This window comes from Streptomyces sp. NPDC093598 (genome assembly GCF_044764825.1).
Classification (GTDB): domain Bacteria; phylum Actinomycetota; class Actinomycetes; order Streptomycetales; family Streptomycetaceae; genus Streptomyces.
Window position 1 is genome coordinate 1 of the sequence record NZ_JBIWIV010000023.1, and the last position, 19,586, is coordinate 19,586.

Sequence of the window (19,586 nt, forward strand, 5' to 3'; positions counted from 1 at the left end):
CTCCACCAGCACTACAAGGGCCGCCTGCGCCCCCGCTCCCACTACTCGCTGGGCTGGCTGCCGCTGACCTCGGCGTTGGCCGGATACGCGGCCCGACCCGTCAACGCCCTGCTGCGCGGACCGATCGGCAAGCTCCTGGCACGCCTAGGCGGCGTGACCACCAAGCGCAGGATCCCCGCCTTCGCCTCCCGCCGCGCCCTGCGCAAGACCCTCCGCGCGGCGAAACCCACAGGGCCCGCCAAGGCCATCCTCTTCGTCGACAGCTTCACCCGCGCCTTCCGCCCCCAGGTCGCGGGAGCCGCGAGCCGTGTGCTCGCCGACGCCGGTATCTCCTGCACGCCGCAGGACGGGCTGTGCTGCGGGCTGACCTGGGTCAGCACCGGTCAGCTGTCCGTGGCCCGCAAAATCATGACCCGCACGGTCGCCGCCCTCGACGACGGTGACGACCGGCCGATCATCGTGGCCGAGCCGAGTTGCGCGGCCGCTTTGAAACGCGACGTGCCCGAACTGCTGGGCACCGAGGCCGCCCAGCGCGTCGCGGACCGCGTCCACACCTTCACCGGCGCCCTCACCGACCTGGCCGACCAGGACTGGAGCCCGCCTCCGCTGCCCGAGAACGTCGTGCTCCAGACCCACTGCCACGAGTACGCCACCTTCAAAGGCCGCCGCCCCGCCGACCTGCTACGCCGGCTCGGCGTCAGCGGCGTCGACGAGGCCGAGGGCTGCTGCGGACTGGCCGGCAACTTCGGCTTCGAGGCCCAGCACTACGACACCTCCATCGCCGTCGCGGATCTGGCCCTCACACCCCGACTCGACAACCTCGACGAACGCCCCGTCGTCGCCGACGGCTTCAGCTGCGCCACCCAGATCGACCACCTCGCCGGCGACCGGGACATCCGCGCCCTGCACCTCGCCGAACTCCTCGACCCCGCCGCCGATCACACAGGAGAGACATCATGACCGAGGTACTGACCCAGCTGTTCATCGGCGGCGCCTGGGTGGACGCCGCGGACGGCGCCACCATGCCCGTCGACGACCCCGCGACCGGCGAGATCCTCTGCCACGTCGCCGACGCGGGCCCCAAGGACGCCCGCCTCGCGGAGGAGGCCGCCGTCCAGGCCCAGGCCGAATGGGCCCGTACGGCACCCCGGGCCCGCAGCGAGATCCTGCGCCGCGCCCACGAGCTCATCCTCGAGCGCACCGACGAACTCGCCCACCTGATGACGTCCGAGATGGGCAAGCCACTCGCCGAGGCCAGGGGAGAGGTGGCGTACGCCGCCGAGTTCTTCCGCTGGTTCTCCGAGGAAGCCGTCCGCATCGACGGCGGCTGCGGCACCCTGCCCGACGGCCGCAACCGCATGCTGCTCTCCCGCCGCCCGGTGGGCCCCTGCCTGCTGATCACGCCGTGGAACTTCCCGCTGGCCATGGGCACCCGCAAGATCGGCCCGGCCATCGCGGCGGGCTGCACGATGATTCTCAAGCCCGCGCCGCAGACCCCCCTGTCCAGCCTGGCGCTGGCCGGAATCCTGAAGGAGGCCGGGCTGCCCGACGGCGTGCTGAACGTCGTCACCACCTCTCGCGCCGGGGAGGTCTGCGAGCCCCTCCTGCGCGGCGGCCGGATCAGGAAGCTCTCCTTCACCGGCTCCACCGCCGTCGGCCGGCTGCTGCTCGCGCAGTGCGCCGACACCGTCGTACGCACCTCGATGGAGCTGGGCGGCAACGCGCCCTTCATCGTCTTCGACGACGCCGACCTGGACGTGGCCGTGGACGGCGCGATGGTCGCCAAGATGCGCAACATGGGCGAGGCCTGCACCGCTGCCAACCGCTTCTTCGTGCACCGGTCGGTGGCCGAGGAGTTCGCACGCCGCCTCGCCGAGCGCATGGGGGCGCTTGTCGTCGGCCCCGGTACCCGGGGGGGCGTCGAGGTCGGCCCGCTCATCGACGCCGCCGGACGCGCCAAGGTCCAGGAACTCGTCACCGACGCGGTGGAGCGTGGCGCCCGCGTGCTCGTCGGGGGCCGTACGCCCGAGGGGCCCGGCTGCTTCTACCCGCCGACCGTGCTCGCCGACGTCGATCCCGGCAGCCGCCTGATGGACACGGAGATCTTCGGCCCGGTCGCCGCGATCCTCACCTTCGACGACGAGGACGAGGTGCTGCGCCGGGCCAACGACACCCCGTGGGGTCTGGTGGGGTACGTCTTCACCCAGGGGCTGGACCGCGGGCTGCGCGTCAGCGAGGGTCTGGAGGTGGGCATGGTGGGGCTGAACACCGGCCTCGTCTCCAACCCGGCCGCGCCGTTCGGCGGGGTCAAGCAGTCCGGGCTCGGCCGTGAGGGCGGGCGGGTCGGGATCGACGAGTTCCTGGAGTACCAGTACGTCGCGGTGCCCGTGCGATGACGGCCTCCCGGTACAACACACCGGAGCTGAGCACCATGGCGGGACCCCACACCGTCTTCTCTGTCGACGGCCTGGACGCCAGAGCGGTGGAACAGGAGCTCCGGGACGAGCACCAGGTGGATGTGAAGTACCGGGAGGTACGGCACCAAAAGCGCATGCGCGTGTCGCCCCACATCTACATGCGCGAAAGCGAGCTCGACCGCTTCGTGGAGGCACTCGCGGAAGTGGTGGAGAAGCAGAGCGCGGGCCGCTCCTGACGTGGAACGCGTCACGCCCCCTGCCGCCGGTCGGCAGCAGGGGGCCCTGTCATGTGTGTGCCGGGTTGTCACCCGCCCAGTCGGCGCTCACTGATGCCGGACGCCGTGTCGCCGACCAGGCGGCCCCACTCGGGCAGCCGGCCGGCGTCGCCCGCAGGTACCACACCCTGCGCGGCGAGGCGGGCCGGACCAAGGCCATCGCCAGGCGCGGCGCCTACCTCGGCCTGACCCTCGGCGCACTGTCCTTCACGGAGGACCTCGGCCTCACGGAGCCGTACGGACCGCCCGCCGTGGAGACCCACTTCGTCGCCAACACCAACCGGACCGCCCTGGAAGAACCCTTCGACGAGGCGGCCTTCACGGAGTATCTGCTCGCCGACGTGGAGGCCGTGCAGATCACGCCGCCGCTGATCAGCGAACGCGCACTTCTGGACCGTATCGCCGACATCATCGCGGACCCCCTCGACGAGGCCTCCGCCCGCCTTTGATCCACCTTCTCGACAGGAACGACATGCACTCCATCGGCTCCCTGACCGTCGCCCCCGGTGAGCGCGCCCAGGGTCTGATCCCGGTCGGCACCAGCACCTACGGCGTGGAGCTCGGCATCCCGGGCCGCGCGGTCGCCGAGATGATGGACGGCCGCCCCGAGGCCAACCCGCTGCGCGGCCTCGGCTTCCCGAAGGTCCCGGTCCCCTTCTACAACGGCACGCCCTGGTTCCTGCCGTTCGGCGGCGCCTACTACAAGGCGAAGGACAAGCTGCGCTGACCCTCGGTGCCCCAGGCGGGGAATGAAGACATGAATCAGTCTTCATGTGTTCCTGTATGGTGGGGTGGCCACGCACCCCGCCATAAGGACCCCCGATGACCTCCACCCTCACGCCGCACCCGGTCGAACGGGCGAATCCCGCACGCACCGGGCCGATGGCCCGGCGGCGCACCCGCGTCCTCGCGCTCCCCGAGGCACGCTGGGCCGCCGCGGCCACCGTCTTCTTCCTGCTCGCGCTGCCCTTGCAGTTGACCGGTGCCCCGGCCTGGGCATGGGGACCGCTGTACGCCCTGTCGTACGTCACGGGTGGCTGGGAGCCCGGCTGGGAAGGGCTCAAGGCGCTGAAAGACCGCACCCTCGACGTCGACCTGCTGATGGTCGTCGCCGCACTGGGCGCGGCCGCGATCGGGCAGGTCATGGACGGCGCCCTGCTCATCGTCATCTTCGCCACCTCCGGTGCGCTGGAGGCGCTGGCCACGGCTCGCACCGCCGACTCCGTCCGCGGCCTGCTCGACCTGGCCCCCGCCACGGCCACCCGGCTGAGCTCCGACGGCGGTGAACAGGCCGTGTCTGTCGAGGAGTTGGTGGTCGGCGACACCGTACTCGTGCGCCCCGGGGAGCGCGTCGGCGCCGACGGCCGGGTGCTGGACGGGGCGAGCGAGGTGGACCAGGCGACCATCACCGGCGAGCCGCTGCCCGTGCCGAAGGAGCGGGGTGACGAGGTCTTCGCGGGCACCCTCAACGGCACCGGGGCGCTGCGGATCCGGGTCGAGCGCGACGCGTCCGACTCCGTGATCGCCCGGATCGTCCGCATGGTGCAGGAGGCGTCCGAGACCAAGGCGCCCACGCAGTTGTTCATCGAGAAGGTCGAACAGCGCTACTCGCTGGGCATGGTGGCCGCGACCCTGGCCGTCTTCCTGGTGCCGCTCGCCTTCGGCGCACAGCTCACCGACGCGCTGCTGCGCGCCATGACGTTCATGATCGTGGCCTCTCCGTGCGCGGTCGTGCTGGCCACCATGCCGCCCCTGCTGTCCGCCATCGCCAACGCCGGACGGCACGGCGTGCTGGTGAAGTCGGCCGTGGTGATGGAGCGGCTCGGTCAGGTGGACGCGGTCGCGCTGGACAAGACCGGAACGCTCACCGAGGGCAGCCCCCGGGTCACCGATGTCCGGCCGCTGCCCGGATCCGGCCTGGACGACGGCGAGTTGCTGACGCTGGCGGCCGCCGCCGAACGCCCCAGCGAGCATCCGCTGGCCCGGGCGGTCGTGGACGCGGCCCGCGAGCGCGGCCTCGACCTGCCCGAAGCGGAGGACTTCACCTCCGCGCCCGGCGTGGGAGTCACCGCCGTCGTCGACGGCCGTACGGTCGCGGTGGGCGCACCGGCCCGGCTTCTGGACGCCGCCGTCGGTGTGGCCGGGGAACTGGAGGAATCAGGCCGCACCGCCGTCCTGGTCGTCGTCGACGGCACCCCCGCCGGGCTGCTCGGCATCGCCGACCGGCTGCGCCCCGACGCCGCCGCCACCGTCGCCTCCCTCGCCACGCTCACGGGCACCGCCCCGGTGCTCCTCACCGGCGACAACCCCCGGGCCGCCGCACACGTCGCTGCCGAGGCCGGCATCGACGACGTGCGCGCCGGGCTGCTGCCGCAGGACAAGCTGGCGGCCGTGCAGGCCATGGAGAGCGCGGGCCGCAAGGTGCTGGTCGTCGGGGACGGCGTCAACGACGCACCCGCCCTGGCCGCCGCGCACACCGGGATCGCCATGGGCCGGGCCGGCTCCGACCTGGCCCTGGAAACCGCAGACGCCGTCATCGTGCGTGACGAACTCGCCGCGGTTCCCGCCACCGTCGCCCTCTCCCGCCGCGCCCGCAGGCTGGTCGTGCAGAACCTCGTCATCGCCGGGGTGTTCATCGCCGGCCTGGTCGTCTGGGACCTCGCCGGTGATCTGCCGCTGCCGCTGGGCGTCGCGGGCCACGAGGGCTCCACCGTCCTGGTCGGCCTGAACGGGCTGCGGCTGCTGCGGGAGAGCGCCTGGCAGCGGGCCGCCACCCAGGGAGCCGACTGACGCACGCCCGTCAGCGCACCGGCGGGGGACCGCTGCTGGCCCGCACCACCAGGTCCACGGGCACGAGGGTGTCGACGCGCGGCTCGCCCGGGCCGTCGATCCGGTCGAGGAGGAGCCGCAGCGAACGGGTGCCGATCTCCGCGAAGTCGGTGCGGACGGTGGTCAGCGGCGGCAGGAAATGCGCGGCCTCGGGGATGTCGTCGTAGCCGACGACGCTGACCTCCCCGGGCACGGACCGCCCGGACTCGTGCAGGGCGTGCAGCACCCCCAGCGCCATCTGGTCGTTGGAGACGAACACCGCCGTCACCTCCGGGCTGCGGGCCAGCCGACGGCCCAGGTCGTAGCCGGAGCCGGCGCTCCAGTCCCCCACGAGAGGGGCCGGAACGACGGCACCGGCGGCCCGGAGGGTCGCCTGCCAGCTCGCCAGCCGATGGTCTGCGGAGGTCCAGCCGGTGGGGCCCGCGATGTGCCACACGGTGGTGTGCCCGAGGTCGAGGAGGTGCTCGGTGGCCTTGCGGGCGCCGGCCCGGGAATCGCCGGTGACCAGGGGGGTTTCGTCGTCGAGCGCGTTCTCCAGCACCACCAGGGGAGTGCCCAGGTCGGTCGTCTCCGCCAGCGCCCGGCCCACCCACAGCTGCGGCGCGATCGCGATCACACCGTCCGCGCCCTCGGCCGACAGCCGGTTCACGGCCTCGACGACGGTGTCGCGGTCGGCCGTGTCCAGGGCGATGGAGCTGACGAGGTAACCGGCCTTCTGGGCCGCCGTGTTGATCCCGGTCAGGATCGAGGCGGGCCCGTACCGGGCGGCGTCGAAGGAGATGACCCCGAGCATCCGGGTCCTGCCACTGGCCAGGGACCGCGCGCTGCGGCTGGGCCGGTAGCCGAGCGTGCGCATGGCCTCCAGGACCGCCTCGCGCGTCTCGGGGCGCACGGCCGGATGGTCGTTGAGCACCCGCGAGACGGTCTGCTTGGACACGCCTGCCATCCGGGCCACGTCGGCCATCACCGGCCGCGCCCCCGCGAAGTTGCGCCTGCTGCGCTTGGGCACAGGGCCGTCGGTGGCGCTGGGTGTCATGGCGGGTGATTCCTCGAGGTCGGTACGGCGGTCCTGAACCCGCCCCGGCAGGAGCACAGCATAGGCCGGGCGGTGCCCGGGGGCCCTCAGCCGGTCCGGACCGTCCAGCGGCGCGTGATCACCCACTCGGCGTCCAGCACCCGAGCCTCACGCCAGGCATCACCCGGCTGCTGCCCCGGTACGTACACGGCGGCGTCCGGGGCCAGCGGCAGCACCTTCAGCCGCAGTCCCTCCGCGCGCAGGGCCCGGGCCGGCAGCCGGTCCAGCCCGATGTCCCAGACGCGCCCCGAAAAGAACTGGTCGGCGACCAGCACCTCTCCCGCGTAGGCCCGCGCCAGGTCCCCCGTCCAGCGCAGCCGCAGCAGCACACCCGAGGGGTTGCGCAGCAGGTCCTCCGGTACGTCGATCCGGTACTCGGCGGCCGCAGCGTCCGCACACTTGTCGGCCGGCACGCTCGCCCTGCCCTGTACGCCGGTCACCGGTGCGGGTGCCGGGCCGCCGGGCCTGACGGAGGTGACGGTGGCGGTGGTGTCCGCGAGGGGACCGGCCTCGATCGTGAAACGCGTGAACACACCGTCGGCCGCCTCCCGAGCCTGGGCCCCTTCCGCCACCAGGGCCGTTTCCGGTGCGGGCAGCACGGCGAACGACGGCTCGGCGGCCGGACTGTGCAGCCGCACCTCGCGACGGCGCTCGTCGAAGACCACACCGTCCTCGCACAGCACCAGCCGTTCGGCACCCCACGCCCGTCCCCGGTAGACCGTGCGGGCCGTCGCCGCGTCCAGGACCAGCAGGCCGACGCGCGAACCGTCGGCCGCCTCCACCTCGACCAAGGCGTCGGTGCCGGGCCGCACCCCGGTGACCAGGACCCGGCCGGCGATCGGCGTGATCTCCCCTGACGGCGCGGCGACGGACGCCACCGTGTCCGCGTCCAGGGCGAGTTCGAGCGCGATGCCGTCGATCGCTGCCAGCACCAGGACCGTACGACCGTCCGCCTCGACGGTGCACACGGGCTGCGCCGTGGCCCACTCCAGCCGCAGCCCGGCCACGTCCAGCCGGAGCGGCCAGCAGAAGTACGCGCCGGCGGGGACCGTGACGGGAGTGCTCGGCAGGGACAGCGAGGAGGCGTGCGGGAACTCGACCGTGAAGGCCGTGTCCGGATGGTCCGGCAGCGGCTCGTGCGGCTGGTGGTTGGTCACGAAGAGGAAGCCCGAGGTGCCGTCGGTGCGTACCGCCCAGCGCAGAGTGTCCCGGTCGTGCTGCCCGGTCGGCGACTGCTCGGGCAGCACGGACCGCATGGGCGCGATCCGGTGCCCCATCTCGGCCAGCAGCAGGTGCTGGAGGCGCAGTTCGTGGTACGAGGGCCGCACCTGGCCGTACTCGCCGAGCGGGGCCTGGAAGTCGTAGGTCAGGACGGGCAGGTCGTTGGGGTAGCCGGTGGCGTGCGACTCCTGGAGGGAAGTCAGCTCGCCGGCCGGGTTCGTGCCACCGTGGAACATGTAGTAGCCCTGCCACACGGAGCCGCAGCCGATCTTGGTGAGCCCGAGGGCACCGACATCGCCGGCCTCCACCCGGGGCCGCCGGTGGTAAGCCACCGCCATGCCACCGCCCAACTCGCAGGTGACCCAGGGAAATCGATCCGCCGAAGGGGCGCTGTCGGGCATCCGCGCGGGCCGCAGATCGGCGCCGATGGCCTCGTCGTCGCGCTCGTGGGTGAAGAAGAAGTGCTTGCGGCAGGTGTCGGGCCAGCCGCCGTCGGCCTCCGTCCAGAACGCCTCCGGATAGCCGCCGTACAGCGGAAGGAGGTCCTCGCCCGGGAGCCGGACCCCGCCCCAGGCGGTCGACGTCCACAGCGGCGCGCTCAGCCCCGCCTCCTGGGCCAGGCGCTTCAGCGTGCGCAGATGGCCGGGCTGGTCGTAGAGCTCGTTCTCGATCTGGATCGCGACGATGGGGCCGCCGTTCGCCCGCTCCAGGCCCCTCAGTTGCCCCCCGATCTCGGTGAACCAGGCGCGCACCGGTGCCAGATAGGCCGGGTCGTCGGTGCGCGGGGCACGGGTCCGGGCCAGGAGCCAGTCGGGCAGGCCGCCGTTGCGTACCTCCGCGTGGGACCAGGGGCCGATACGGGGAATGAAGTCCAGGCCGTGGCGCGCGCACAGCCCGGCGAAGCGCCTGAGGTCCCGGTCGCCGTCGAAGCGGACCCGGCCTTCGGCCTCCTCGTGGTGGATCCAGACGACGTAGGAGGCGACGGCGGTCACCCCGCCCGCCTTCATCTTCAGCAGCTCCTCCTCCCATTCCCCGTTCGGGTAGCGGGAGTAGTGGAACTCACCGGAGACCGGGAACCAGGGGCGCCCGCCCCGGGTGAGCCAGCGGCTGGTGATCCCGATCGGGTCGGGCACGCCGGGCGCGTCCGCGAAGGGCAGGTGGCCGGTCAGCGGGGGAGCGGCGGGCGGGGGAACGCGCAGGAGATGTGTCACCAGGTGTTCTCCGGGCCGAGGTCGGGGGTGTCGGTGAGCAGGGCGCGGGTGGTGGTGCTGCCGTGCAGTTCCAGCAGGACGAGTTCGTTCGTGCCCGGGCGCAGCACCGGCGCGGGGACGTAGAGCGTGCGCTGCGGGCCGCGGTTCCAGTAGCGGCCCAGGTGGAAGCCGTTGATCCAGGCCTGGCCCTTCGACCAGCCGGGCAGGGAGAGGAAGGCGTCGGCGGGGGTGCCGACGTCGAAGGTGCCGCGGTGGAAGGCCGGCACGGTGACCGGCGCCTCGCCGGCGGGGGCGAACGGCACCGCGTCCAGGTCGTCCAGCGGCAGTGGGCGGCAGTCCCAGCCCGTCAGGTCCGTGCCGTTGAGGGAGACGGGTCCGAGCAGGCCCTTGGGCGCTCCGATGCGGGGGCCGTAGTTGACGCCGCCCAGGTTCTCGACGAGGACCTCCAGCGTCGCGCCGGGACGTGGCACGCGCACGGGCAGCGACTCGTCGTGACGTTCGCTCTCCAGCACGCCGATGGGCGCGCCGTCGACGAAGACCTGGGCGCGGTCGCCCACACCCCGGGCGAAGTGCAGCAGGCCGTCACCCTCCTCCGGGAGGGCGGTGCGGTAGAGCGCGTAGCCGGTGCGGCGCCCGAGCTCGTCCATGGTCACGGGCGCGTCGGTGTGCACGGCTGCGGCGAGTGAACCGGCCAGCGGCAGCAGAGACGCCCGGCTGCTCAACTCGACCGCGGTGGACGGGAGTTTGGGGCCCGGTGCGGGGACGGGCTCGTCGGGCACGGTGGCGTGGCGGGCGATGACCTCGCGGAAGGCGTGGTACTTCGGACCCGGGTCACCGCACTCGGTGAGCGCGGCGTCGTAGTCGTAGGACGTGACGGTGGGCGTGTAGGCGTGTTTGTGGTTGGCGCCGTTGGTGAAGCCGAAGTTCGTTCCGCCGTGGAACATGTAGATGTTGACGGACGCCCCGGCGGACAGCAGCCGGTCCAGGTCGGCGGCGGCGTCGGCCGCGTCCCGCACGTGGTGCGGACCGCCCCAGTGGTCGAACCAGCCGATCCAGAACTCGGCGCAGAACAGCGGGCCTTCGCGCCGATGATCGCGCAGTCGGGCCAGGGACTGCTCGACGCGGCTGCCGAAAGTGCCGGTGGTCAGGACGCCGGGCAGGCTGCCGGTGGCCAGATGCGCGGGGTCGGCCTGGTCGCAGGTGAACAGCAGCTCCTCGACACCGCGGGAGCGGAAGGCGTCGGCGAGGTGCTTCAGATAGGCGCTGTCGTCGCCGTAGGCCCCGTACTCGTTCTCCACCTGTACGGCGATGACGGGGCCGCCCGCCGCTGCCATGTGCGGCCGGAGCGCGGGCAGCAGCAGGTCGAGGTAGCGGTCCACGGCCCCGGTGAAGCGGGGATCGCTGGTGCGCAGCCGGATGTCCGGGTCGGAGGTCAGCCAGTCGGGCAGGCCGCCGCCGTCCCACTCGGCGCAGATGAACGGCCCCGGACGCAGCAGCACCCGCAGTCCCTCGTCCTGCGCGAGCCGGAGGAACCGGGGCAGGTCGAGGAAGCCGTCGAGGACCAGGGGGCCCTCGGGGCCGGGCTGGTGGTGGTTCCACGGGATGTATGTCTCCACCGTGTTGAGGCCCATCAGCCGCGCCTTGCGCAGCCGGTCGGACCACAACCCGGGATGGACGCGGAAGTAGTGCAGGGCGCCGGAGATGATCCGGAACGGCTCGCCGTGCAGCAGGAATCCGTCGGGCGTCGTCGTCAGAGCGGGCATGCGGAAGCTTCCCTTCGAGAGAGGGGGAGTGGAGTCAGCGGGAGCGGGTGGCGCGGATCAGCCAGAGCGTGGCGGCCAGGCAGAGCGCCGAGACGCCGCACAGCAGGAGCGGCACGGCGCGAACCCCGGAACCTTCGATGGCCTTGCCCAATGCCGGCCCCGCGGCGACACCGCCGACCATGGAAGCCGCGATGACCAGGGCACCGGCCCGCCGGGCCCGCGGAGCCGCCCGGTTCAGCCAGGGCAGCCCGGTGGGGAAGATCGGTGCGATGAACAGACCGACACCGGCGTAAGCGTAGGGCGCGAAGGCCGGGACGGTCGCGGCCAGCAGGCACACCGTCATGCCCGCGCACGAGACGGTGATGATGGCCTGGGCGGAGAAACGCAGCGCGAGCGGGGCGACCAGGAAGCGGCCGGCGGTCAGCATCAGCCAGTACACGGAGGTGGCGGTGGCGGCGACGCCCGCCCCGTAGCCGACGGTCTCCAGGTGCGTGGGCTCCCAGCCGCCGACACCGGCCTCGACGCCGACGTGCAGCACGTAGAGGACGACGAAGACGGCGAGCACGGAACCGAGGCTCCGCCCGAGGACGGGCCCCCCGCCGGTCCGTTCTGCGGGCGGTACGGGAACCTGGCTCTGTACGCCTCGCAGGCACAGCAGCAACGGCAGGTTGGCGAGGGCGAAGACGAGAAAGACCGCCGGGTAGTGGGCGGAGCCGACCGCGCCGATCACGGCGGGGCCGAGGATGGCGCCGATGCCGAAGTGCGCGTGGAGGATGTTCAGCATCGCGGTCGATCGGTGGCCGAAGCCCACGGCGAACAGCTGGTTGAGGCCGTAGTCGATACCGCCGAAGCCGAACCCGGCGAGCAGGGCCGCCGTCAGCGCGGTGGGCCAGTCGGGCGCCAGCGCGAAGCCGGCCGCGCCGACGGCCATCAGCAGATACGAACTGCCGAGGATCCGCCGGTTGCCGACCCGCCCGTAGAGCCGGTCGAACAGCAGCACGCCGCCCACACCACCGACGAAATGCGCGCTCAGTCCCAGCCCCGCCGCGGAGGGCGAGAGCCCGAACTCCGCGCGGAAGGCCGGGATCGCCGGTCCGTACAAGGCCTGCAGCACCCCGATGAGGACGAAGCCCACGCAGGAGGCGACCACGGCGGCCCTGCTGAACACGGGGCCGGGCGGCGCGGGGGAGAGACGAGCTACGCGCTCTTCGGTCACGCGGACTCCGGAGGACGGGCCACCGTGTGGGTGGGCGGAGGGCACAGGCGCCTACGTCTGGATCAGAGGAGCGATGTTACCGGTAACATCACGCTCGTCAACATCCCCTCGGCACGCCCGTCGTCCCCCTGGTCCCCACGAGATCTCCCCCGCGCTCCCACGAACCCCGGAGATCCACCAGGGTTGCCCTGTTCCCGTTCGGGTACGCGAGCAGGACCGCACCCGGGGCGGATCTTGTCCCGGGTGGGCCGCACGACCGCCGCTACCAGGGAATCTGCCATGGAGACACCCGCAAACGACCCCACGCCCACGCCCGCCCAGCGGGCTCTGGACGTCCTCGCCGAGAACACCGAGGACGCGGCGGCTCTGGACGCGCTCGCCAACAGCGACGTGCTCATCCCCGTGCCCGACGACGCCAACGACTCCGAAGCCGCCAATCCGTCGGCGGTGGCGCTCCCGGTGCTGGAGCAGCCGGGCGGCGAACCGGTGGTGCCCGTGTTCACCTCCGAGGTGGAGATGGCCGGGCTGCTGCCGTTCGTCTCCCGCTACCGCCTGGTGCCCCTCGGCGCCCTCGCCGCCCAGTGGCCGGCCGACGACCTGTCGCTCACCATCGACGGCAGCTCGGAGCACCGCCTGACACTCACCTCGGAGGGAGTCCGCACCCTGCTGGCACGCTAGGGGTGTCCGCCGGCCGGTGAGGCGACCGACCCGGTCCGGGCCTGGGTGGCTCAGCCGCCCAGCGTCCGGGTCAGCGCCGCCCGTTGCAGGGGCAGCACCTCGGCGTGCAGGTCACGGCCCTTGGGCGTCAGGGAGACCCACACGCCCCGCCGGTCCTCGACGCACACGGACCGCGTCACCAGCCCGTCCTTCTCCAGCCGGGCGATCAGCCGCGACAGCGCGCTCTGGCTGAGGTGGACCCGCCCCACGAGGTTCTGCACCCGGCACTGCTCGCCCTCCTCGGGCGCCGCGGTGGCGAGCATGTCCAGGACCTCGAAGTCGGACGCGCCGAGACCGTGCGGATGCAGCGCGCGGTCGATCTCGCACATCGTGCGCGCGTGCGCCGAGAGGATGTCCCGCCACCGCTCCTCGAGCTGCCCACCAGCCGTTTCCGACGCCATAGGGGAACGGTAACACCGGTGCAGGGTTCGATGACCGTGCATGGAGTACGGCTCGTGGCCCGGGCTCCACGGCCTCAGGTCGACTCCCGTCTCACCAGCTCCGTCGGCAGGATCACCGCCGCCGGATCCTCGCCCCCGATCTGCGCGAGCAGCACCCGCACCATCTCGTTGCTGATGCGGTCCCACGGCTGCCGGATGGTCGTCAGCTCGGGGCTGGAGGCCACGGCGGCCGGTGAGTCGTCGAAACCGCCGACCGCCACGTCCCCGGGCACCCGCCGCCCGGCCCGTTGCAGGGCCGCGAGCACTCCCTGCGCCATGAGGTCGGAGGCCACGAAGACCGCGTCGATGTCCGGGGCCTGCGCCAGCAGCCGTTCGCCGCCCGCCTCACCGCTCGCCCGGCTGTAGTCGCCGGAGACGACCAGCCGCTCGTCGAATGCCAGGCCCGCTTCCGCGAGCACCTCCTTGTAGCCGGCGAGGCGCTCGACACCTCCGGGTGTGTCCAGCGGACCGGTCACGGTGCCCACCCGGCGGCGTCCGAGCGACAGCAGGTGGCGCACCATGTCGCGGGCGCCGTCACGATCGTCGGCGGCCACGTAACTCACCTTGGAGGCCAGCCCGATCGGCTTCCCGCACGCGACCAGCGGCACCCCCGCCTCGCGCAGTTGCTCGGCAACGGGATCACCGGAGTGGCTGGAGACCAGCAACACCCCGTCGACGTGCCCGGCGGTGATGTAGCGCGTGATCCGCCGCCGTTCGTCCTCGGTGCCCGCCAGCATCAGCAGCAGCGGGATGTCGTGCGCGGCGAGCGCCTGGGTGCAGCCGCGCAGCAGGACGTTGAAGTTGGGGTCCTCGAAGAACCGCTCCTGCGGCTCGGTGAGCAGGAAACCGATCGAGTCGGAGCGCCCGGTGATCAGCGAGCGGGCGTGCCGGTTGACCACGTAACCGGTTCTGCGGATGGCCGCGTTGACGGCTTCCTGGGCGGCCGGACTGACGTAGTGGCCGCCGTTGAGGACGCGCGAGACGGTGCCGCGCGAGACCCCCGCCTCGCGCGCCACGTCGTGGATCGTGGGCGGCCTGCGCCTGCCTCCCGCAGCGTTCATGGTCATGACTTTACGGCTCCGGAGAGCAGATCCAGACTCCAGAACCGCTGGATGACCAGGAAGAGGGCGACCAGCGGGAGGACCGCGAGGAACGCGCCCGTGATCACCAGGGTGTACAGCGCCGGGGTGTTGGCGCCCTGCTCCAGCAAGGTGAACAGGCCGAGCGTGATCGGGAACTTCTCGTCGTCGCTGAGCATGATGTACGGCAGCAGGAAGTTGTTCCAGATCGCCACGAACTGGAACAGGAACACCGTCACCATCCCGGGGATCATCATCGGCAGCGCGATCCGCGTGAAGATCCGCCACTCGCTCGCCCCGTCCATGCGCCCGGCCTCGACCACGTCGGCGGGCACCGCGGCGGCGGCGTAGATCCGCGCGAGGTAGACGCCGTACGGGAAGAGGATCTGCGGCAGCAGGACGGACAGGTACGAGTCGGTGAGGTCGGCCTTCGCCAGCAGCAGGTACTGCGGGACGGCCAGGATCACCGGCGGCATCAGCACCCCCGCGAGCAGCACGTTGAAGATCGTCTCGCGGCCGCGGAAACGGTAGATCGCGAGCGCGTACCCGCTGAACGCCGACACGCCCGTCGACAGCAGGGCCCCGAGGCCGGCGTACAGGGCGGAGTTGGCCATCCACTCCCAGTAGACGCCGCCGCGGTAGGCGTTCAGGTCCCTGACGTTGTCGGCGAAGCCCGTGCCCGGCAGGAACGTGAAGGTGGAGAACAGCTCACGCCCGGACTTGGTGGCGGCGATGACGACCCAGGCGACCGGAAGCAGGCAGTAGAGCGCGCCCAGCAGCAGGGTGACCGTGGGGACCAGGGCGATCCGGCGGCGCAGCGGCGGGCGGTGGTCCTGGGCGGTGCCTGGCGTGCTGCCTGCCCTCGGCTCTGCCTGGGGCACGGCGAGGGAGCTCATCGAGCGGCCTCCTGCTTCTGACGACGGTTCACGGCCCGCAGGAAGCCGAAGGAGAGGAGGAGCGTGGCGAAGGCGATGATCATGGCCTGCGCCGCGGCCCCGTGGATGTCACCCTCGCCGAAGGCGTCCCGGTACACCTTCATCAGTGGACTCCAGGTCGTGGACACGGAGTTGGTGAGCGGCTTGAGGGTGGTCGGCTCGTTGAACATCTGGAGCGTCGCGATGATCGAGAAGAAGCAGGTCAGCACCAGCGAGGGCGCCACCATCGGGATTTTGATCCGCAGCGCGATCTGCGTCGGCGTGGCGCCGTCCAGCTTCGCGGCCTCGTACACCTCCGCCGGGATCGCCTGGAGCGAGGTGTAGATGACGATCATGTTGAATCCGGTGCCGCCCCAGACCGCGATGTTCGACAGGGCCAGGTACAGCGGCCCGCCGTCCAGCAGGTCCGGCTGCGGCAATCCCAGTTTGCCGAGCACGAAGTAGAAGGGGCTGACGTCCGGCAGGTAGAGGAAGCCCCACAGCAGGGCCGCCACCACGCCGGGGATGGCGTACGGCAGGAAGATCGCGAGCCGGGTGAAGGGCGCGAGCCGCACCTTCTCCGAGTCGAGCATCAGCGCGAACAGCAGGGCCAGGCCGAGCATGACCGGTACGACGATGCACCCGTAGCCGAGCACGCGCAGGGCGCCGTGCAGCAGTTCGCTGTCGGAGAGGGCGTCGGTGTAGTTCTCCAGGCCGGCCCAGACCTCCTTGCGGGCGCCGGAGCCGAGGCCCAGACCCGAGACCTTGACCTTGCGGAAGCTGAGCCAGAGCGCGTAGCCGATGGGCAGGGCGAAGAACAGGGCGAACAGGACCGTCGCGGGAACAAGGAAGGCGTACGGGGCGCCCTTCACCCCGTACGGCTGCCGACGTGCCGTGCTTTTCACTCCGCGACCCCGAAGCCCTGCTTCTTCATGTCGGCGACGGTGTCGGCCTGCATCTTGTCCAGTGCGGCGCCGAAGTCCGACTTGCTCTTCGCGGCCGCGCCGAAGGCGTCCTTGAACGTGGTGTAGGCGACGTTCACGTTCGGGCCCCAGGCGGACGGCGCGGTGGTCTTCGCGATATCGGCGGCCTTGGTGTAGAAGTCGGCCTGGTTCGAGAAGTACGCCGGCGGCTTGAGGAAGGCGCCGCTGGTCTGGGCGTTGGTGGCGGCCGGGTAGATGCCGCTCTCCTTCGCCAGCGCGTTCAGGGCCTCGCCGTCGGTGTTCAGCCAGGTGGCGAACTCGGCGGCGGCCTCCTGGTGCTCGGAGTCGGTCGTGACGGCGGTGGAGGAGCCGCCCCAGCTGCCGGTGCGGTTCTCGCTCGCGGACCACTGGGGGAGCGGGGCCATGGCCCACTTGCCCTTGGTGTCGGGAGCCGCGGTGGTCAGCGTGCCCGGTGCCCACACGGCGCTGACCCAGGCGATCTGCTTGCCGGTGTTGAGCGCCTTGTTCCAGGCCGGGGTGTACATCGGCTGGTTGTCGACGGCGCCCTCCTTCACCAGGTCGCCCCAGAACTTCGCGACCTTCTGCGTCGCCGCGTCGTTGATGGAGACCTTCCACTGGTCGCCGGAGGTCGTCCACCACTTCGCGCCCGCCTGCTGGGCGAGGCCCGCGAAGAGACCGGAGTCGTTGGCGGAGAAGGTGGTGAGGTCCTTGCCGGGAGCGGCCTTCTTCAGCTTGCGGGCGGTCTCGGCGAACTCGTCCCAGGTCGTCGGCACGGTCAGGCCGTACTCCTTGAACAGGTCCTCGCGGTAGTAGAACATCAGCGGCCCGATGTCCTGCGGGACCGCGTAGACCGCGTCGGTGCCCAGCGTCGTCTGCTGCCAGACGCCGTCGGCGAATCGGTCCTTGGCCTCACCCGCGTTCTTCGAGATGTCCGCGAGGGCGTCGTTGCTGACCAGGGTCGGCAGCGCCTGGTACTCGGCCTGCACCAGGTCGGGCGCCTTGCCCGCCTTGTGCGCGGTGAGGATCTTGGTGACCAGCGTGTCACCGGACGCCTGCTTCTTCACTGTGACGGTGATCCGGTCCTTCTTGCCCGGCCCCTTGTTCCACAGGTCCACGACCTTGTCCATGCCGGGCGTCCAGGTCCAGTACGTCAGCGAGACAGGCCCCGACTCGGTCTCGCTGTCCCCGGACCCCGAGCCGCAGGCGGCGAGGGTGGTGGCGCCGAGCGCGACGGCGACGGCGGTGGTCACGAGGCGGCGGCGCTTCGTGTACGGCATGGATCTCTCCCCTGACCTGGGGTCCTCGCCTGCTGCGGGACCCTGCCATGCTTCTGTGAGCGTTCACAGTAGAGAAACCCTCACGACACTTGTCAATGGTTGTTGCTGTGCGGTTATGTTGGCCTCCGCACCGCACCGTCGTGTGTGCACGTTCCCATTTGTCGATCGACCGGGAGACCATCCATGCCGGAGACCAGCCCCAAGGGCCTCACCAGGCTCGCCTTCGGTGGGGACTACAACCCCGAGCAGTGGCCGGAGAGCGTGTGGCAGGAGGACGTCCGGCTGATGCGGGAAGCCGGCGTCACCCTGGTGAGCGTCGGAATCTTCTCCTGGGCGCTGCTGGAGCCCTCACCCGGCCGTTACGACTTCGGCTGGCTGGACCGGCTCCTGGACCTGCTGCACGAGCACGGCGTCCGCGTCGACCTCGGCACCCCCACCGTCGTGCCGCCCGTCTGGTTCTACCGGGCCCACCCCGAAGCGCTGCCCGTGACCGCCGAAGGCGTGCGCTACGAGTTCGGCTCCCGCGCGGCCATCTGCCACAGCAACGCCGACTACCGCGCGGCCGCGGCCTCCATCACGGAGAAGCTCGCCGAGCGCTACGGCGACCACCCGGCCCTGGCGATGTGGCACGTGCACAACGAGTACGGCGTCCCCGTCTCGGCCTGCTACTGCGAGTCCTGTGCCGCCCACTTCCGCCGCTGGCTGGCGACCAGGTACGGCACGGTCGACGCCGTCAACGAGGCCTGGGGCACGGCCTTCTGGGGCCAGCACTACGCCGGCTTCGAGGACATCAACCCGCCCCGGCTCACCCCCGCGGCGGTCAACCCGAGTCAGGCGCTGGACTACAAGCGGTTCGCCGACGCCACCATGCGCGAGAACTTCCGTATGGAGCGGGACATCCTGCACCGCCGCTCGCCGGGCGTCCCGGTCACCACCAACTTCATGACGGCGCTGAGCCAGTGCGACTCGGTCGACTACTGGGCCTGGGGCCGCGAGGTCGACCTCGTCACCAACGACCACTACCTGATCACCGACGGCCGCCGCACCCACGTCAACCTGGCGATGGCCGCCGACCTCACCCGGTCCGTCGCGGGCGGCGCCCCCTGGCTGCTGCTGGAGCACTCCACCTCGGGCGTCAACTGGCAGCCCCGCAACCCCGCCAAGGCTCCCGGCCAGATGGCCCGCAACTCCCTGGCGCACGTGGCGCGCGGCTCCGAGGGCGCCATGTTCTTCCAGTGGCGCCAGTCCCGGCGCGGCGCCGAGAAGTTCCACTCGGCGATGGTCCCGCACGGCGGCACCGACACCCGCGTATGGCGTGAGGTCGTCGAACTCGGCGCCTGCGTCGAGGCGTTGCGCGAGATCCGCGGCACCCGCACGCAGGCCGACGTGGCCGTGCTGTGGGACTGGCACTCCTGGTGGGCGCAGACCCTCGACTGGCGCCCCAGCGTCGACCACGAGGCCCGCGAACGCGCCGACGCCTTCTACGAGGCCCTCTACGACCGCCACCTCACCGTCGACTTCGCCCACCCGGAAGCCGACGTGTCGAGGTATCCCCTTGTCGTCGTACCGGCCCTGTACCTGATGACGGAGGCGGCCGGGCGCAACCTGACGGCGTACGTCGAGAACGGCGGCACACTCGTCGTCTCGTACTTCTCCGGCATCGTCGACGAGCACGACGCCGTCCACGAGGGCGCCTACCCGGGCCCGTTGCGGGACGTTCTCGGCCTCACCGTCGAGGAGTTCTCCCCGCTGCTGCCCGGCGAACGGGTGCGGGTCACCGGCCCCGACGGAACCGAGCTGTCCGCCGACGTGTGGACGGAGTTCGTGGTGCCGCGCGGCGCCGAGACCGTCCTGACCTACGCCGACGGTCTCGCCGCCGGTCTGCCCGCCGTCACCCGGCACCGCCTCGGGCAGGGCACCGCCTGGTACGTCTCCACCCGGCTCGGCGCCGACGGTCTCGACGCGCTGCTCGGCCGGGCGAGCCAGGACGCGCGACTCGCCCCGCGCGCGGATCTGCCCCGGGACGTCGAAGTGGTCCGCCGCACCGGCGAGTCGGGCACCTATCTGTTCGCCGTCAACCACACCGGCTCGGACGCCAAGGTGCCACTGGAGGTCCCCGGCACCGAGCTGCTGACCGGTGAACGCGCCGCCGGCCGCCTGGCGGTCCCGGCCGGAGCCGTCCGGGTCGTCCGGCTCGACGGCTGAACC

Annotated in this window: 17 protein-coding genes; 8 read left to right on the forward strand and 9 right to left on the reverse strand. The window is 71.8% G+C overall.

Features of this window, described 5'->3' with window-relative positions; genetic code table 11:
- The 6 genes from ACIRDU_RS36505 to ACIRDU_RS36530 all read left to right on the forward strand — a co-directional run.
- The coding region (locus ACIRDU_RS36505; RefSeq protein WP_403588154.1) for a (Fe-S)-binding protein at positions 1 to 960 on the forward strand (960 nt) is incomplete at its 5' end.
- Entirely contained in the window at positions 957 to 2,396 is a 1,440-nt protein-coding gene (locus ACIRDU_RS36510) for an NAD-dependent succinate-semialdehyde dehydrogenase (RefSeq protein ID WP_403588157.1), read from the forward strand. The genes ACIRDU_RS36505 and ACIRDU_RS36510, both read left to right, overlap by 4 nt.
- Positions 2,393 to 2,653, forward strand: coding sequence for a hypothetical protein (locus tag ACIRDU_RS36515; protein ID WP_403588159.1), 261 nt, complete (start codon positions 2,393 to 2,395; stop codon positions 2,651 to 2,653). The genes ACIRDU_RS36510 and ACIRDU_RS36515 overlap by 4 nt, the downstream gene beginning before the upstream one ends.
- A 65-nt stretch (positions 2,654 to 2,718) precedes the next feature.
- Positions 2,719 to 3,141, forward strand: coding sequence for a hypothetical protein (locus ACIRDU_RS36520; RefSeq protein WP_403588162.1), 423 nt, complete (start codon positions 2,719 to 2,721; stop codon positions 3,139 to 3,141).
- 23 nt (positions 3,142 to 3,164) lie between these two features.
- On the forward strand, positions 3,165 to 3,419 hold the full coding sequence (locus ACIRDU_RS36525; RefSeq protein WP_403588164.1) for a hypothetical protein: 255 nt from the start codon (positions 3,165 to 3,167) through the stop codon (positions 3,417 to 3,419).
- 95 nt (positions 3,420 to 3,514) lie between these two features.
- Positions 3,515 to 5,482 carry a heavy metal translocating P-type ATPase gene (locus tag ACIRDU_RS36530; protein WP_403588167.1) on the forward strand — a complete coding sequence of 656 codons (1,968 nt, stop codon included), beginning with the start codon at positions 3,515 to 3,517 and terminating at the stop codon, positions 5,480 to 5,482.
- Positions 5,483 to 5,492: 10 nt separating this feature from the next.
- On the opposite strand, the gene ACIRDU_RS36535 is transcribed toward ACIRDU_RS36530, so the two are convergent.
- The 4 genes from ACIRDU_RS36535 to ACIRDU_RS36550 all read right to left on the reverse strand — a co-directional run bounded on the left by ACIRDU_RS36535 (position 5,493) and on the right by ACIRDU_RS36550 (position 11,959).
- Positions 5,493 to 6,557 (reverse strand): LacI family DNA-binding transcriptional regulator, encoded by a 1,065-nt coding sequence (locus ACIRDU_RS36535; protein WP_403588170.1) that lies wholly within the window; start codon positions 6,555 to 6,557, stop codon positions 5,493 to 5,495.
- Positions 6,558 to 6,643: 86 nt separating this feature from the next.
- A complete protein-coding gene (locus tag ACIRDU_RS36540; protein WP_403588309.1) occupies positions 6,644 to 9,031 on the reverse strand; it encodes a beta-galactosidase in 2,388 nt (795 codons plus the stop codon).
- Entirely contained in the window at positions 9,025 to 10,791 is a 1,767-nt protein-coding gene (locus tag ACIRDU_RS36545; protein ID WP_403588173.1) for a glycoside hydrolase family 35 protein, read from the reverse strand. The genes ACIRDU_RS36540 and ACIRDU_RS36545 overlap by 7 nt, the downstream gene beginning before the upstream one ends.
- Before the next feature lie 34 nt (positions 10,792 to 10,825).
- Positions 10,826 to 11,959: an MFS transporter gene (locus tag ACIRDU_RS36550; RefSeq protein WP_403588311.1), complete on the reverse strand. Its 1,134-nt coding sequence runs from the start codon at positions 11,957 to 11,959 to the stop codon at positions 10,826 to 10,828.
- Positions 11,960 to 12,286: 327 nt separating this feature from the next.
- On the opposite strand from ACIRDU_RS36550, the gene ACIRDU_RS36555 reads away from it, so the two are divergent.
- On the forward strand, positions 12,287 to 12,685 hold the full coding sequence (locus ACIRDU_RS36555; protein ID WP_403588176.1) for an SseB family protein: 399 nt from the start codon (positions 12,287 to 12,289) through the stop codon (positions 12,683 to 12,685).
- A gap of 50 nt (positions 12,686 to 12,735) precedes the next feature.
- Here the strand turns inward: ACIRDU_RS36555 and ACIRDU_RS36560 are convergent, their stop codons facing one another.
- From ACIRDU_RS36560 to ACIRDU_RS36580, 5 genes are all read right to left on the reverse strand, one after another.
- Positions 12,736 to 13,125 (reverse strand): MarR family winged helix-turn-helix transcriptional regulator, encoded by a 390-nt coding sequence (locus ACIRDU_RS36560; RefSeq protein WP_403588179.1) that lies wholly within the window; start codon positions 13,123 to 13,125, stop codon positions 12,736 to 12,738.
- A gap of 74 nt (positions 13,126 to 13,199) precedes the next feature.
- Entirely contained in the window at positions 13,200 to 14,231 is a 1,032-nt protein-coding gene (locus ACIRDU_RS36565; protein WP_403588180.1) for a LacI family DNA-binding transcriptional regulator, read from the reverse strand.
- Positions 14,228 to 15,139 (reverse strand): carbohydrate ABC transporter permease, encoded by a 912-nt coding sequence (locus tag ACIRDU_RS36570; protein WP_403588183.1) that lies wholly within the window; start codon positions 15,137 to 15,139, stop codon positions 14,228 to 14,230. The genes ACIRDU_RS36565 and ACIRDU_RS36570 overlap by 4 nt, the downstream gene beginning before the upstream one ends.
- Positions 15,136 to 16,062 (reverse strand): carbohydrate ABC transporter permease, encoded by a 927-nt coding sequence (locus ACIRDU_RS36575; RefSeq protein ID WP_403588186.1) that lies wholly within the window; start codon positions 16,060 to 16,062, stop codon positions 15,136 to 15,138. The genes ACIRDU_RS36570 and ACIRDU_RS36575 overlap by 4 nt, the downstream gene beginning before the upstream one ends.
- Positions 16,059 to 17,378, reverse strand: a complete 1,320-nt coding sequence (locus tag ACIRDU_RS36580; RefSeq protein WP_403588189.1) for an ABC transporter substrate-binding protein — start codon at positions 17,376 to 17,378, stop codon at positions 16,059 to 16,061. Before ACIRDU_RS36580 ends, ACIRDU_RS36575 begins: the two co-directional genes overlap by 4 nt.
- 183 nt (positions 17,379 to 17,561) lie before the next feature.
- Here ACIRDU_RS36580 and ACIRDU_RS36585 point away from each other — a divergent pair, with 183 nt between their 5' ends.
- A complete protein-coding gene (locus ACIRDU_RS36585; protein ID WP_403588192.1) occupies positions 17,562 to 19,583 on the forward strand; it encodes a beta-galactosidase in 2,022 nt (673 codons plus the stop codon).
- The last annotated feature ends 3 nt before the right edge of the window (positions 19,584 to 19,586 follow it).

Coding starts and splice junctions, on each gene's coding strand:
- ACIRDU_RS36510 (WP_403588157.1), top strand. CDS start 957: ATGACCGAGGTACTGACCCAGCTGTTCATCGGCGGCGCCTGGGTGGAC.
- ACIRDU_RS36515 (WP_403588159.1), top strand. CDS start 2,393: ATGACGGCCTCCCGGTACAACACACCGGAGCTGAGCACCATGGCGGGA.
- ACIRDU_RS36525 (WP_403588164.1), top strand. CDS start 3,165: ATGCACTCCATCGGCTCCCTGACCGTCGCCCCCGGTGAGCGCGCCCAG.
- ACIRDU_RS36530 (WP_403588167.1), top strand. CDS start 3,515: ATGACCTCCACCCTCACGCCGCACCCGGTCGAACGGGCGAATCCCGCA.
- ACIRDU_RS36535 (WP_403588170.1), bottom strand. CDS start 6,557: ATGACACCCAGCGCCACCGACGGCCCTGTGCCCAAGCGCAGCAGGCGC.
- ACIRDU_RS36545 (WP_403588173.1), bottom strand. CDS start 10,791: ATGCCCGCTCTGACGACGACGCCCGACGGATTCCTGCTGCACGGCGAG.
- ACIRDU_RS36555 (WP_403588176.1), top strand. CDS start 12,287: ATGGAGACACCCGCAAACGACCCCACGCCCACGCCCGCCCAGCGGGCT.
- ACIRDU_RS36560 (WP_403588179.1), bottom strand. CDS start 13,125: ATGGCGTCGGAAACGGCTGGTGGGCAGCTCGAGGAGCGGTGGCGGGAC.
- ACIRDU_RS36565 (WP_403588180.1), bottom strand. CDS start 14,231: ATGACCATGAACGCTGCGGGAGGCAGGCGCAGGCCGCCCACGATCCAC.
- ACIRDU_RS36570 (WP_403588183.1), bottom strand. CDS start 15,139: ATGAGCTCCCTCGCCGTGCCCCAGGCAGAGCCGAGGGCAGGCAGCACG.
- ACIRDU_RS36580 (WP_403588189.1), bottom strand. CDS start 17,378: ATGCCGTACACGAAGCGCCGCCGCCTCGTGACCACCGCCGTCGCCGTC.
- ACIRDU_RS36585 (WP_403588192.1), top strand. CDS start 17,562: ATGCCGGAGACCAGCCCCAAGGGCCTCACCAGGCTCGCCTTCGGTGGG.